The 12,429-nt window shown below is 44.4% G+C and carries 12 protein-coding genes; 10 read left to right on the top strand and 2 right to left on the bottom strand.

Features of this window, described 5'->3' with window-relative positions; translation table 11 throughout:
- Positions 1-172 precede the first annotated feature (172 nt).
- From ABMY42_RS04155 to ABMY42_RS04135, 5 genes are all read left to right on the top strand, one after another.
- Positions 173-1,171, top strand: a complete 999-nt coding sequence (locus tag ABMY42_RS04155; protein WP_239214197.1) for a helix-turn-helix transcriptional regulator — start codon at positions 173-175, stop codon at positions 1,169-1,171.
- A gap of 540 nt (positions 1,172-1,711) precedes the next feature.
- On the top strand, positions 1,712-3,043 hold the full coding sequence (locus ABMY42_RS04150) for an amidohydrolase family protein (protein WP_349266023.1): 1,332 nt from the start codon (positions 1,712-1,714) through the stop codon (positions 3,041-3,043).
- A gap of 78 nt (positions 3,044-3,121) precedes the next feature.
- Positions 3,122-3,754 (top strand): DUF3299 domain-containing protein, encoded by a 633-nt coding sequence (locus ABMY42_RS04145; RefSeq protein WP_005446901.1) that lies wholly within the window; start codon positions 3,122-3,124, stop codon positions 3,752-3,754.
- A 111-nt stretch (positions 3,755-3,865) separates the two neighbouring features.
- Entirely contained in the window at positions 3,866-5,092 is a 1,227-nt protein-coding gene (locus ABMY42_RS04140) for a carbohydrate porin (protein ID WP_349266022.1), read from the top strand.
- Positions 5,093-5,191: 99 nt separating this feature from the next.
- Complete coding sequence (locus tag ABMY42_RS04135; RefSeq protein ID WP_017189071.1) at positions 5,192-5,410, top strand: DUF6500 family protein; 219 nt, start codon at positions 5,192-5,194, stop codon at positions 5,408-5,410.
- A 60-nt stretch (positions 5,411-5,470) separates the two neighbouring features.
- On the opposite strand, the gene ABMY42_RS04130 is transcribed toward ABMY42_RS04135, so the two are convergent.
- A complete protein-coding gene (locus ABMY42_RS04130; RefSeq protein WP_349266021.1) occupies positions 5,471-7,174 on the bottom strand; it encodes an FAD-dependent oxidoreductase in 1,704 nt (567 codons plus the stop codon).
- Between the two features lie 151 nt (positions 7,175-7,325).
- On the opposite strand from ABMY42_RS04130, the gene ABMY42_RS04125 reads away from it, so the two are divergent.
- Genes ABMY42_RS04125 through ABMY42_RS04115 form a run of 3 tightly spaced genes read left to right on the top strand, consistent with a single transcriptional unit; the run spans position 7,326 to position 8,485 of the window.
- Positions 7,326-7,619: a metalloregulator ArsR/SmtB family transcription factor gene (locus ABMY42_RS04125; protein WP_005435229.1), complete on the top strand. Its 294-nt coding sequence runs from the start codon at positions 7,326-7,328 to the stop codon at positions 7,617-7,619.
- 24 nt (positions 7,620-7,643) lie between these two features.
- Positions 7,644-8,045, top strand: a complete 402-nt coding sequence (locus ABMY42_RS04120; RefSeq protein WP_349266020.1) for a YeeE/YedE thiosulfate transporter family protein — start codon at positions 7,644-7,646, stop codon at positions 8,043-8,045.
- Positions 8,046-8,059: 14 nt separating this feature from the next.
- Entirely contained in the window at positions 8,060-8,485 is a 426-nt protein-coding gene (locus ABMY42_RS04115; protein WP_349266019.1) for a YeeE/YedE family protein, read from the top strand.
- On the opposite strand, the gene ABMY42_RS04110 is transcribed toward ABMY42_RS04115, so the two are convergent.
- Complete coding sequence (locus ABMY42_RS04110; RefSeq protein WP_349266018.1) at positions 8,482-9,345, bottom strand: endonuclease/exonuclease/phosphatase family protein; 864 nt, start codon at positions 9,343-9,345, stop codon at positions 8,482-8,484. The genes ABMY42_RS04115 and ABMY42_RS04110 overlap by 4 nt on opposite strands.
- A gap of 308 nt (positions 9,346-9,653) precedes the next feature.
- Here ABMY42_RS04110 and nrdD point away from each other — a divergent pair, with 308 nt between their 5' ends.
- Entirely contained in the window at positions 9,654-11,774 is a 2,121-nt protein-coding gene (nrdD, locus tag ABMY42_RS04105; RefSeq protein WP_005427114.1) for an anaerobic ribonucleoside-triphosphate reductase, read from the top strand.
- Between the two features lie 85 nt (positions 11,775-11,859).
- A complete protein-coding gene (nrdG, locus tag ABMY42_RS04100; RefSeq protein WP_349266017.1) occupies positions 11,860-12,330 on the top strand; it encodes an anaerobic ribonucleoside-triphosphate reductase-activating protein in 471 nt (156 codons plus the stop codon).
- Positions 12,331-12,429: the final 99 nt, after the last annotated feature.

The raw sequence follows: 12,429 nt of genomic DNA, 5'->3' as shown, positions 1-12,429 counted from the left end.
GGCAAGTTCTTGAACAGGCAATGATCTATGTTGAATGTCAATGTGCGTTGGCTCTTCTGTTCAGAGTGAGTCGTCTCTCATTATCAAATTGCACTTGGATTGTGACTAATGACAGCCCGGAAGTTTGTGCTTAAACTAAAATAATCCTTGGTATTTTAAGATGATAGCTTGCATGCCCAATACAGATATTCCTTTGGTCCACTCGGAAGAAGTAAAGCTTTTTGCCACTATGCTCAATGAGCTTGATGGTGATATTCATTCCTTACTTGAAACCGCACGTATGCCACAGGATATCTTATCCAGCCAATCCTCTAATGCGTTTGTGCCAGAAAGTGCATTAAAATCGGTATTCCAAACCTTAGGTGAACGAGCATCGTCCGAGAAGTTTGCCTTGCTTACTTGGACGCTTTGTCACGATATCTACGTTCCTAGGTTTGCCAATCAAATTACTCAAACGCATTCACTTAAAGCGGCATTGGAAGAAGTCTCCCAACTGCTAAAACAGATCTCAGATAATGTCAGTCTTTCGGTCGTATCGCGTGGCGGTAAATGGTGGCTCGTCAGAGAAAAACAAGACGCAAACAGAGAATGGTTTCGCTACGCAGAAATGTTCTCCGCGATGTTCATGAATGAGTTGCTCAAAAAGCTTGTTGGCCCCCAATGGCGATTGGTAGAAGTCGGGATTCAAGATGTAGAAGCCGAACCTTTCAATCTGTTGCCGGGTATGAAGAGCGCGCAGTTCTTTGCAGGTAGACCGGTTACTGCAATCTCAATCCCTAGTGAATGGATTAACCAGCCGATTGCTTTCACGCCATCCCAAACAGCGCCAAATACAAGTTTTCGGGGTGAGGATGATAAGTTCAGTGACGCATTAGCAAGGGCGCTGACGCCTTATCTCTCAATGGGTAAGATCTCTATCCAGTTCGCTGGTGAGTTGATTGACATGAATGCTCGTACCATACAAAGGCGGCTAGCAAATGAGGATACGACCTATAGAGAAGTGATCGAAGGCTTGGTGCTTAAACAAACGCTAGAGCTGTTAGCTGACCGTGACCTGAGTATTACGCATATTGCGCTCAAAACAGGCTACTCCGATTCTGCTCATTTCACCCGTGCGTTTAAGCGAATGATGAATCTCACGCCTAAAGCGTACCGTCAATCTTTGTTGTAATTATTAGGGTCTGTTTATCTTTCGTGGTTAAATTTTGTTCGAGATAAAAGCGTTTTAATCGCGACGAGTCGATTGAAGCCTAGTGGTTCTAAGTAAAATTGACTCAACAAAGAGTAAAACGCTTTTAGCCGAACCCTTTGGGCAGCGTTTGTAGGTGCTTTCTACTGCGTTATCGGCTTATCAGGTAGAATAACTACATTAAAGCCTCTGCCTTGCATAAAACACCTACAAACTGCTGCAAAAATCATTACGAAAGGTCAACAGACCCTGACACATAAAACCTCTGAATGATCGGAGGTTTTCGTCTCAACTCACATTTCTATAACAATATCCGCATGTTGTCGTGTAAAGGCAATTAAACCGCCTTGAAAGTCGTCATTATGACTTCTATGTTTTAACGTAAGTCGTCTGTTTCATATTTATTTTTATCTGATCAGTTGTTTTTGGTGATCACTGAAATAGATGCCCTCATAACGCCACTGTTTAAACAGGGAGGTTATAGGAAATGGACCCCAACTATCCAAAAACATAGGTGTAATAATGACAATTTCTAAGAAGAACCTTTCTTTTGTTGCGCTATCTTGTGCATTTGCCTTAAACGCGAATGCAGCATCGACACTGTTTACTAACGTTGATGTTTTCAATGGCACGGATGAGAAGCTACTGCAAAACCAGAACGTATTGGTTGTCGATAACTTAATCAAAGAGATTTCGGCTAAACCGATAAAAACCGACAAGCAAACCACAACGATTAATGGCGAAGGCTTAACCATGATCCCTGGCTTGATCGACATGCATTCCCACATGTGTATTCAAGAAGGCATGTTGGTAGGTCGAGATGGTTACGATCAAATGGCAATGGGGGCTCGTGCTCACGTTTCCATGATGCAGTACCTCGACCAAGGCTTTACCACAGCTCGTGACGCTGGCTGTAACATTCTTGGTATGGCAAAAGCCATCAACAATGGTTTGTTAGAAGGCCCACGACTATTCCCAGCGGGCGGTTTCTTGAGTCAAACCGGCGGTCACGCAGATACCGGCAGCTTCAATGATGTGCCAGGACGCGTTGACGATCTCGAACGCCACGGGTTTGGCTATATCGTTGATGGTGAAACAGAGGCTCGTCGAGCTGCGCGTCAGAACCTACGTTCGGGGGCAACTCAAATCAAGATCATGGCTGGCGGCGGTGTCGCAAGTGAGTTTGACCCAATCCATATGACGCAATTCTCCAAAGAAGAAATGGAAGCGATCGTGGGTGTAGCGGAAGATTATGGCACTTATGTCATGGCTCACGCTTATCATGATCGTTCGATTAACCGTGCCATTGATGCAGGCGTGAAAGTTATCGAGCATAACTTCCTTAGCTCTGAGGAAACCATCAAAAAAATGAAAGAGAAGGGCGTGGCACTTTCTGCGCAAGCGGTGATGTCTCTCGAAGCCTTTGCAGAACCAGAAAAGATCACCTTCTTCAGTCCAGATCAAAAAGCCAAAGCGACCAAAGTAAACGAAGGCGCAAAACAGATGTTTGAGTGGGCGCGTAAATACGATCTGTTGATTGTGACTGGCGGTGATATGTTTGGCCCGGCTTACAATACACGCCAAGCAGACAATATGGTTTGGATGGAGAAAGTCGGATTTACACCATATGAGATCATGAAGATGGGCACATCGAATGCCGCAGAAGTACTAAGCTGGTCGGGTGGCATGAATCCATATAAATACGGAAAACTCGGCGTTGTAGAGCCGGGCGCTTACGCTGATGTAGTGCTGGTGGATGGGAATCCTCTGCAAGACATCACAATTCTTAACGATTACCAAGATAAATTCAAAGTAATTATGAAAGACGGCAAGATCCACAAGAATACCTTGTAGTAAACTCTTTCGACTATTTGGGGACGCTACTGTCCCCAAATTTTTCTCTAAAAGACAAAGAACTATTCAAGGGAACGTATGAAGAAGTACCTATTGGCTGGCTTAGTTTTGCTGGCTTCATCAAATGTATCCGCCGATCAATTAAGCTGGGAGCAATTGTTGCCAGTGGATGTCCCTCAGATTGAAGACCCATTTGTAAAACTCACAGACCAACAACTTTTTGAACTTGGTTCTCTTGCAAGATACCGTGATGCTCAAAATCTTAATGAGCAACAGAAACAAACCATGAAGGAATTAGAAGACAGCTTAAAAGCTGACGACTTAGACATTGAATGGTTGTTCAAAAAGCGCGAAGAGATTACTCAGCATCGTCGTATGTTGGCATCAATGCCAAACACAACACTTACTGAAGATACTTATGAAATTCCTGGCTTTGTAACGCCGGTAGAATTTAATAATGACGTTGTCACAAAATTTTTCCTTGTTCCAACTATGGGCGCTTGCATCCATACACCACCGCCACCTGCAAACCAGATTGTTTTGGTCGATTATCCGAAAGGTTTGAAACTGACTTCTCTTTACGAGCCAATTTGGGTGAAAGGGGATCTGCATGTGAAAAAGACTAAGGCGGATGTTTCATACTCTGACGGAGCTTCGAACGTAGAAACCATCTACCAGATGGACGAGGTTTCAATTCGACCTTATCGATAAGAGTACACCACCGAAAATACAAAAAGCAGTGAGCTGTCGCTTAATGGCAATTTTCAAAACGCTGAATCATTAAACTCTTTTTCTAGAAATCTATTTAATGAGAAACCAGACATGAAAGTAACTGTTCCAAAGCTTAGTTTTATCGCTCTTTCACTTGTAATGGCGTCATCGATTAACGCGGCGAACTTTGGTAGCCCTGATACGGTTGATAATACCATTGCTGAAAATGCTCGTGAAAAACGCACTTGGCGAGAGTCACTAGCGGAAGATCATAACTTAACGTTTGGTTTGGATTACCAAGCGCTTGGCTTAACGGCGTCTGACCCGCAAAGTGGCGGTGAAGATACCGCAAGTGCTGGTGTTGCTCGTTTTTATGGTAGCTGGAATCTGGTTGGTCTTGAGTCTGGAAATACGGGCGGATTGGTTTGGAAAGTCGAACACCGCCATGCTTATAGTGATTTGTCACCAAAAGAGTTTAGCTTCATCGGCAATGGGCTAGGTTATGCAGGCATGATTGGTCCTGCGTACAGTGATCAAGGTGCTCGCCTAACTAACCTATATTGGAAACAAAAGCTCAATGGTGGCAAAACCTCGTTCATGGTGGGTTTCTTAGATACCACTGACTATGTTGATACATACGCTTTAGCCAGTCCGTGGACCGGATTCAGTAACCTTGCATTCAGTACTGGTGGAGGCTCGATTGGTCTACCGGATGATGGGATTCTCGGCTTAGCTGTCGGCCACATGCTGACTGATAACTTCTATATGGTTGCAGGTGTGGCCGATGGTAAAGGGCGTTCAGATGAACCATTTGATGGCTTTGATACCTTATTCAACGATCATAAGCTGTTTACAACGTTTGAACTGGGTTGGACGGCGTCACAAGATCAAATCTATACCGATAATGTTCATTTAACCGCTTGGCATTTGGATGGCGACACGCAACATAACCTGACGAATAAGGACAGCGGGCAGGGTATTAACTTTTCAGCAAGCTACTTTGCTACAGAGCAATTAATGCCATTTGTCCGTGGTGGCTTCTCGGAAGGCGATGTGGCACTTTATGAGCGCTCCCTAACGGTGGGGATTGGTTACTTTGGTTTAGGTAAACCAACCAACAACCTAGGCTTCGCGGTTAACTGGAGCCATGTTAACGATAACCTAGAGCACGCTTATGGTGTGGATGACTCTGAACAGTTCACTGCCGAGCTATACTACAACATGCAGTTGAACGACTACATTCAAATCACACCGGATATTCAGTACATCAAAGACCCAGCATTTTCGAACAAAAGCAGCACTTGGGTATTAGGTCTTCGTGCGAGAATATTCATCTAGATGATTATGTTTATTTGCCTTACCAAGAATAACTGTATATAAATACAGTTATTCTTGTTTTGGGTTAATTTTGCTATCGCAAAGAGAAAGGGAAAGGCAATGAACATCGCGTTAAGAGACAAAATCATTCAGGTGTGTAAGAAGAAAATAGAGCAGAAAGGCGACAATGTTGGTGTGTCCTTTTATGCCTTTTTCGCTAATAAGAATGACAACCCTGAGTTACTGATGGAAGCGGCGACTTGGTGGATTCAAATTCATCAACTCGATCACTTCGAAAAAGCGACCAAGATTATTCAATTAGTCGAATCTGAAATGTAGAAAGGGGCACATAATGTGCCCCTTTTTTCAGCCCTAAACTTAGATATTTATAATCAGAGATTAAGCTCTTGCGAACTTATAGGTACGGTAACCACCAAGTAGGTTACGTGCTTTAAATCCTGAATTGACCAGTTGACGATAAGCGACGTTACCGCGCAAGCCGACCTGACAGTAAATCACGATCTCTTTGTCTTTCGGCAGTTCATTCATACGTTGGCGAAGTTGGTCGACAGGAATATTGATTGCGCCATCAATGAAGCCGACAGATTCCAATTCTCCCGGATTACGAACATCGAGCAGAACTTGGTCCACTGAGAGGTTGTCGATTTCATCAAAATGAATCGCTGTTGCGTCACCTTTAATGATGTTATTCGCAACGAAAGCCGCTTGGTTAATCACATCTTTCGCTGAACCATACGGTGGCGCGTAAGTGAGTTCAAGGTGTTGTAGTTGTTCTACTGTCATACCAGCACGCTGAGCGACTGCCATTACGTCGATACGTTTATCAACGCCATCTTTACCTACTGCTTGCGCACCTAAAATCTTTCCGGTTGCTGGATCAAACAGCATTTTGAACGACACAGTTTCAGCGCCAGGGTAGTAACTCGCGTGGCTGGCAGTGTGGACATACACTTTTTCATAAGTGATGTTGTCACGTTTTAGCTGTTTCTCGTTTTTACCAGTAGAAGCGACGGCTAAATCAAAGATCTTGCAGATCGCCGTACCTTGTGTACCTTGATAAGTTTCTTGGCGACCAAGCATGTTGTCTGCTGCCATACGACCTTGACGGTTTGCCGGACCTGCCAACGGAACAAGGGTTTGTTCGCCAGTGACAAAGTCTTTCTCTTCAACCGCATCACCAACGGCATAGATAGAAGGATCGCTGGTCTGCATGTATTCGTTGGTGTAAATACCGCCTAGTGCACCAATTTGAAGACCGGCTTCTTGCGCGAGTTTTGTTTCAGGGCGTACACCAATTGCCATGATCAGGATATCGGTATCAAGCTGGTCACCATTGTTTAGAGACAGCGTCAGTTTTCCTTGAAGGTGTTGGTGTGTGTCATCTTCACCCGCTTCTATGTTAGCGACAGATTGGTTCGCCACAAATTCAACAGAAGATAGAGCAACGCCTAAGCGCAGGTCGACGCCTTTCTCACGAATTTCAGCATGAGCAAAGCCAGCCATTTCTCGGTCAACGGGCGTCATCACTTGATCCGCCATTTCAACCAATGTGGTTTTTACGCCAAGCTGGTGGAAGGCTTCCATCATTTCCAAACCGATGAAACCACCACCAACGACCGTAGCGTGTTCCACTTTGTTGGTTTCGATCGTCTTAATGATGCGATCCATATCTGGGATATTACGCAGCGAATGCGTTAATGGGTTATCAATACCCGGAATAGGCGGCACAACTGGACCTGCACCAGGGCTGAGTAGAAGAAAGTCGTAGCTCTCTTGGTATTCAGAGCCATCAAGTAGGTTCTTAACCGTAACCGTTTTATCTTGGCGGTTAATTGAAACCACTTCGTTCATCACACGAACATCAACATTGAAACGCGCTAAAAAGCTTTCAGGCGTTTGAAGAAGCAGTTTGCTTCGTTCTTGGATATCGCCACCAATGTGGTACGGCAAGCCACAGTTTGCAAATGACACAAATGGACCGCGTTCAAACATAATGATTTCTGCGTCTTCACTAAGACGACGAGCGCGTGCTGCTGCAGATGCACCGCCAGCAACACCACCAATAATCACGATTTTGCTCATGGATTTCTCCTACTGAATGATCGAAAACGCCTACACCTTACTTAAATAATTTAGCCATGTCTAATGTTAATTTAACTACATTAGCGTTGACTTAATAATATTAATTAGTAATATCTAATAAAACTTAACGTATTGATGAAGAGGCATAAGAATGGGCGACAGTATGCTACAAAGTGCGACCGAAGCGAGTGAGCTACTTAAAATAATGGCTCATCCAGAGCGCTTAATCGTGATGTGCAAGCTAATTGAAGGCGAAAAAGGGGTCGGTGAACTGTTTGAAGGCTCAACATTAAGCCAATCAGCCTTTTCACAACACCTCACCGTATTGAGAAAACACGACATCATCAAAGCTCGAAAGGTGTCTCAGCAGGTGTTTTATTCGATTTCTGATGGGAGAGTCGCTCCGCTGATCGAAGCGTTTAACCAAGTTTTCTGTAAGCAATAATTCAAACTTTATATCGAGGTTGTTATGTTTGAAGTTCCTTGGATGTCGCTTTTGGGCGGCGTAATGGTTGGCGCATCAGCGGTAATATTGATGCTGTTTACTGGTAAGACGGCGGGAATAAGCGGGATCTTAAATGGCGCTGTTGAGAATACAGATCGCGTTTGGCGAATTGTGTTCTTAACTACGATGGCATTAGGCGGTGTGTTTGCTGTTTATGCCCTTGGCGGACACTTACCAACTGAGTACAGCGGTTCTCTTGGTTTGGTTGTCGTTGCTGGTTTGCTTGTCGGAGTCGGTACACGTATTGGTAATGGTTGTACAAGTGGTCATGGTATTTGCGGAATGGGGCGTTTCTCTGTCCGTTCTGTTGTCGCGACGTGTACTTTTATGGCAACAGCCATGTTAACCGTCTTGCTAGTCTCGTAAGGAATAGTGTCGTAATGAAAAGTATTAAGCAAATTTCCATCGTTACATTTTCTGGTGTGCTTTTTGGTATTGGTATGGTGATTTCCGGCATGGCTGAGCCGGCCAAAGTTATCGGCTTTCTCGATATTACCGGTTCATGGGACCCAAGCTTAGCCTTCGTTATGGGCGGAGCACTTGCGGTGTTCGTTCCTGCTTATCTGTTATTAATAAAGCCAAGAAGCAAATCTGTGTTTGGTGATGAGATTGTCTGTCCGACTTCTAAAACGATAGACAAAAAGCTAGTTGGTGGTGCAGCACTGTTTGGTATTGGTTGGGGCTTATTGGGAGTGTGTCCTGGTCCTGCGGTTGCCAGCCTTTTTACTGGCAACGTACAAGTTCTGCTCTTTATAGCGGCAATGTTGGTTGGGTCATTCACCGCTAAAAGAGTGGTTCGTGGCTAAAAAGAGAGCGTCGTAGATACCGGGCAATGATCACTCAGTTTGTAGTCGAGCACATCTTGTGTTTTGAAAACAGTTTGAACACCAGACGACGCCTTTAAATCACCACTCACAATAATGTGGTCTATCACCGAGCGGAATTGGTGGGTTTTATTCGGATTACGATTAGAACGCACTTTACATTCCGCTTTGGTATTTTTGGTCACTAACTTAGCATCGGTATTGTCCGATAGTACTTCCCATAACCAATCTCCTCGATAACCCAAATTGTGGTTAAAGTCGCCAAGCACCACATATTGTTGTTTGTTGTCTTCGCGCGCTTTTATCCACTTAGCTAGTGCCTGTCCTTGTTGTTTCACTATCTTACAGTCGCGGTTATTGCGATATGCGCCACTGCAACCCGCTTTTAGATGCACAGAGAGTAGGTGAGTCTCGTTGTCTTGGTTTGGATTCAAAACAAGGTAGCTGGCGAAGCGGAGCTTGCTGTTGCCTCGTGTAATAGAAAAGTCTGGTTTGTCTAATACGGTTACGCCATTACGCACCGCGAAACCTGTGTATTGATTGGTATCGTTGAACTGAAGATGTCGATTAGAAGCGTTCGCACGATCAGACAAATAAATAGTGAAGTCATTACCAACAGCTTTTTGGATGGCAGCAGCACTTTCAACTTCTTGAAAAGCAAGAATGTCGGCTTGTGTTTTATCCACATAGTGGGTCAGTTTTTCAAAATCTTGTGGTGTTCTAGACACTTTTCCACCATCTATAGATAGCCATTCAATATTCCAGCTGGTTAATTTGACGGAATTTTGAGCAAATGAAAGAGAACTAAAAAGTAATATTACCGTAACAAAAAGTGATCGCATTTTGGTCTATCGCACTCCTATAATTTAGCGCATTCCTTTCCATCCTTTATCCTATAAGACCTCGAAAAAAAGCAAGTGGATTTCGCTCCAATTTTGCAATTTTCACAGTTTTCTTCGCAAGTGAGATCAACGCCAATAAGATCGATTTGTTCTTGTTCGCTACCCATTTTTTATTGATCAAAATCAATGTTTTCAATTGGTGCTTCTCGTTAAATACGCCACAATATATTGTGTCAGCAGAATAAAAAATAACCCCATATAGTGTGTTTGTGGATAACTCTGTGAGTATGCTGGGGTAAGGAGAAAAAGTGAAACCAATCGTAATCAAGCGTGACGGCTCAAGAGCTCCGTTCAACAGGGATCGTATACAAGCAGCAGTAGAAGCTGCAGCGGAAAACAAAGACAAAGATGTCGCCATTTATGCACTAAATGTTGCTCTGGCAGTTGAGTTACAGCTTCAGGATCACGATGAAGTTCACATCCATGAGATTCAAGACTTAGTCGAAAATGAACTCATGCAAGGTCCTTACAAAGCCCTAGCACGTTCTTACATCGAATACCGCCACGATCGCGACATCGCTCGTGAAAAGCAAAGTGCACTAACTCGCGAAATCGAAGGTCTGATTGAAGAAAGCAACCTAGACCTAATCAACGAGAACGCGAACAAAGACGGCAAAGTGATTCCTACTCAACGTGACTTGTTGGCTGGTATCGTTGCGAAACACTACGCGAAGACACACATCCTTCCTCGCGATGTGGTTCAAGCACACGAAGTGGGTGACATTCACTACCACGATTTGGATTACGCTCCGTTCTTCCCAATGTTTAACTGTATGCTTATCGATCTTAAAGGCATGCTAACGCACGGCTTTAAAATGGGTAACGCTGAGATTGATACTCCTAAATCAATCTCGACCGCAACAGCAGTAACAGCACAGATCATTGCTCAAGTAGCGAGCCACATTTACGGCGGTACAACCATCAACCGTATTGATGAAGTTCTAGAACCGTACGTAATCACAAGCTACGAGAAACACCTAGAGATCGCAAAAGAGTGGAACATTGCTGAGCCAGAAGAGTTCGCAAAAGCGCGCACAGAGAAAGAGTGTTACGACGCGTTCCAATCTCTAGAATACGAAGTAAACACGCTGCACACGGCGAACGGTCAAACACCATTCGTTACGTTCGGTTTTGGTCTTGGTACAAGCTGGGCATCACGCCTTATCCAGAAGTCTATTCTGAAAAACCGTATTGCAGGTCTAGGTAAGAACCGTAAAACAGCGGTATTCCCTAAACTTGTATTCGGCATCAAAGATGGCTTGAACCACAAATCAGAAGATCCAAACTACGACATTAAGCAACTTGCGCTTGAGTGTGCGTCTAAGCGTATGTACCCAGACATTCTTAACTACGACAAAGTAGTGGAAGTAACGGGTTCATTCAAAACACCGATGGGCTGTCGTAGCTTCCTTGGTACTTACGAAGAAAACGGCGAGCTGATCCACGAAGGTCGTAACAACCTTGGCGTAGTAAGCTTGAACCTTCCTCGTATCGCTATTCGTGCAAACGGCAGTGAAGAGAAATTCTACGAGCTTCTAAACGATCGCTTACGTCTTGCTCGTAAAGCACTAGAAACACGTATCTCTCGTCTAGAAAACGTGAAAGCACGTGTTGCTCCGATCCTTTACATGGAAGGTGCGTGTGGTGTTCGCCTGAAAGCAGACGACTCAATCGCAGATATCTTCAAGAACGGTCGTGCGTCTATTTCTCTTGGTTACATCGGTGTACACGAGACAATTAACGCGCTATTCGGTACAGAAGCGCACGTTTATGATGACGCTGTTCTACGTGAAAAAGCAGTAGCAATCATCAAGCACCTGAAAGACACAGTAAACGGTTGGGCAGAAGATACTGGTTACGGTTTCAGCCTATACGCAACGCCAAGTGAAAACCTATGTAGCCGTTTCTGCCGCATCGACGCGAAAGAGTTCGGTGTAATTGAAGGCGTAACAGACAAAGGTTACTACACCAACAGCTTCCACCTAGATGTTGAGAAGAAGGTGAACCCATACGACAAGATCGACTTTGAGATGCCTTACCCAGAAATCTCAAGCGGCGGCTTTATCTGTTACGGCGAGTTCCCGAACATGCAACGTAACGTTGAAGCACTAGAAAACGTATGGGACTACAGTTACACCCGCGTACCTTACTACGGTACAAACACGCCAATTGATGAGTGTTACGAGTGTGGCTACAACGGTGAGTTTGACTGTACAAGTAAAGGCTTCACTTGCCCAAGCTGTGGCAACCACGATTCAACCAAAGTGTCAGTGACACGCCGTGTTTGTGGCTACCTAGGCAGCCCAGATGCACGTCCATTTAACTTCGGCAAGCAAGAAGAAGTGAAGCGTCGAGTTAAGCACCTGTAAGGTTTACTTAAGCTCAAACCTAATAATGAAAATCAACCTGTCGTGGGTTGATTTTCTTTTCTAGCCAGCAAAACAAGGCACGATTATGAACTACCACCAATACTATCCAATTGACGTTGTTAACGGACCAGGTACACGCTGCACGCTATTTGTGTCGGGCTGTGTACACCAGTGCCGTGGCTGTTATAACCAGTCGACGCAACGCTTGGATTCTGGTGTGTTTTTCACGCAAGAAGCAGAAGACAAAATCATTGCAGACATAAACGACACGCGCATCAAACGCCGTGGTTTATCTCTGTCTGGTGGTGATCCTTTGCATCCAGCGAACGTGCCCCACATTCTTAAGCTTGTAAAACGCGTAAGAGAAGAGTGCCCAGGCAAAGATATTTGGGTTTGGACAGGTTACACGCTTGAAGAGCTAGACGATGCGCAGCGCGAAGTGACGCAATACATCGACACATTAATCGATGGCAAATACGAGCAAGATAAACGAGACCTCAACCTAGAATGGCGAGGCAGCTCGAATCAAATTATCCATCGATTTACTGAGCTTTAAGCGTTCCAACTCAAGAAAAGCCAATATAAAAAGGGCACATTCGGATATTTCGAATGTGCCCTTTTGGTGTGAGTTCTTTAAAGCTATTCCTTATAAACA

The organism is Vibrio sp. SSH13-20 (genome assembly GCF_040104475.1).
Lineage (GTDB): Bacteria > Pseudomonadota > Gammaproteobacteria > Enterobacterales > Vibrionaceae > Vibrio > Vibrio harveyi.
This window is presented reverse-complemented; position numbering and strand designations above follow the sequence as displayed.

Excerpts from the sequence above, each read along its gene's own strand:
- ABMY42_RS04130 (WP_349266021.1), bottom strand. The coding sequence starts at position 7,174 with ATGAGCAAAATCGTGATTATTGGTGGTGTTGCTGGCGGTGCATCTGCA.
- ABMY42_RS04115 (WP_349266019.1), top strand. The coding sequence starts at position 8,060 with ATGAAAAGTATTAAGCAAATTTCCATCGTTACATTTTCTGGTGTGCTT.
- ABMY42_RS04125 (WP_005435229.1), top strand. The coding sequence starts at position 7,326 with ATGGGCGACAGTATGCTACAAAGTGCGACCGAAGCGAGTGAGCTACTT.
- ABMY42_RS04155 (WP_239214197.1), top strand. The coding sequence starts at position 173 with ATGCCCAATACAGATATTCCTTTGGTCCACTCGGAAGAAGTAAAGCTT.
- ABMY42_RS04150 (WP_349266023.1), top strand. The coding sequence starts at position 1,712 with ATGACAATTTCTAAGAAGAACCTTTCTTTTGTTGCGCTATCTTGTGCA.
- ABMY42_RS04145 (WP_005446901.1), top strand. The coding sequence starts at position 3,122 with ATGAAGAAGTACCTATTGGCTGGCTTAGTTTTGCTGGCTTCATCAAAT.
- ABMY42_RS04140 (WP_349266022.1), top strand. The coding sequence starts at position 3,866 with ATGAAAGTAACTGTTCCAAAGCTTAGTTTTATCGCTCTTTCACTTGTA.
- ABMY42_RS04135 (WP_017189071.1), top strand. The coding sequence starts at position 5,192 with ATGAACATCGCGTTAAGAGACAAAATCATTCAGGTGTGTAAGAAGAAA.
- ABMY42_RS04120 (WP_349266020.1), top strand. The coding sequence starts at position 7,644 with ATGTTTGAAGTTCCTTGGATGTCGCTTTTGGGCGGCGTAATGGTTGGC.
- ABMY42_RS04110 (WP_349266018.1), bottom strand. The coding sequence starts at position 9,345 with ATGCGATCACTTTTTGTTACGGTAATATTACTTTTTAGTTCTCTTTCA.
- nrdG (WP_349266017.1), top strand. The coding sequence starts at position 11,860 with ATGAACTACCACCAATACTATCCAATTGACGTTGTTAACGGACCAGGT.